The following is a 1401-nucleotide window of genomic DNA, read 5'->3' as shown; positions in this document are numbered from 1 at the left end:
TGCACAATCCGCGCGCTCTGACCCGGATGCAGCGCCGGATGTTCGGCGGGCTCGAAGCGCCAGGCGCCGGGGTTGCCGCCGAGCGCGAGAAGGCTCTCGAGATCACCCTTCAGATCGAAGAAGTCGATCGCGTCCTTGGCGCTGCTCCAGCCCTCCACTTCGCGCGAGCCGCAGGCCAGCGCCCCCATCATTGGCGTCTGGACGAGGGCGTCGAGTTCGCCTTCGAACACCAGCCCGGTCTCGAACAGACGTACCCGGGTCTGCTGGCGATTGAGGTTGTGCTCGAGGGCGCGTACCAGCCCCGGGAAAAGACTGGCCCGCATCACCGACAGATCCGCCGAAATGGGGTTGGCCAGTACCGGCGATACCGCCTCGGGCAGGAGCGCCTTTTGCAGCTCCGGCGCGACGAAGCTGTAGGTCACCGCTTCTTGGTAGCCGCGCGCGACCATCTGGTTGCGCAGCCGGGCCTGGGTCAGCCTAGCCTCGTTCGCCGGGCGAAGCGCCAGTCGCGCCGCCGGACGCCGGACCGGCAGGTTGTTGTAGCCGTGGATGCGAGCGATTTCCTCGATCAGATCCTCTTCGATGGCGATATCGAAGCGCCAGCTCGGCGCCGTGACGCGAAAGCCCTCCTCGACGCGCTCGGCGGTCATGCCGAGGCGATCGAGAATGTCGGCGACGTCATCGTCGGCCAGCGTCTTGGAGAGCGCCTGGGCCAGGCGCGCCTTGCGCAGCGTGATGACACGCTCCGTGGGCAGATGTGCCTCGCTTTCGCTGGTGCAGACCGGCCCCGGCACGCCGCCGCAGATCTCCATCAGCAGCTGGGTCGCCCGCTCGATGGCGTCGAGCGTCAATGCCGGGTCGACGCCGCGCTCGAAACGGTGCGAGGCATCGGTGTGCAGCCCGTAGGAGCGCGCCTTGCCGGCGATGGCCAGCGGCGTGAAATAGGCGACCTCGAGAAACAGGCTGCGTGTGGTGTCGCTCACCCCGGAGGCTTCGCCGCCCATGATGCCCGCCATGGCGAGCGGCCCGGAGGCATCGGCGATCACCAGCGTGTCGGTGCGTAGCGCCACGTCCTGGCCGTCCAGCAGGGTCAGGCGCTCGCCCTCCCCGGCCATGCGCACCTCGATGCCCCCTTGGAGATTGTCGAGATCGAAGGCGTGCAGCGGCTGGCCGAGCTCCAGCATGACGTAGTTGGTGACATCCACCGCCGGGTCGATGGCGCGCACGCCGCTGCGCCGCAGACGCTCGACCATCCACAACGGTGTCGGCCGGGTGAGATCGACCTCGTCGATGACCCGAGAGACGTAGCGCGGGCACTGCTCGGCGGCGTCGATGCGCACCGGGAAGCGGCGATCGCTCGCCGGGGCAACCGGCGCGAGCGATCGCCGCTTCCCGGTGCGC

The 1401-nt window shown here is 68.9% G+C and carries 1 protein-coding gene; it reads right to left on the bottom strand.

Annotated elements, in window-relative coordinates; all coding sequences use genetic code 11:
* Positions 1-1401 (bottom strand): phenylalanine--tRNA ligase subunit beta (gene pheT / locus BIS11_RS17550; RefSeq protein ID WP_253586725.1); only part of this gene is annotated, 1401 nt, incomplete at both ends.

Origin of the sequence: Halomonas sp. 707D4 (assembly GCF_024158685.1) — a bacterium.
GTDB lineage: Bacteria > Pseudomonadota > Gammaproteobacteria > Pseudomonadales > Halomonadaceae > Vreelandella.
The sequence above is the reverse complement of the archived record's forward strand: the minus strand, read 5'-3'. Positions and strand labels throughout refer to the sequence as shown.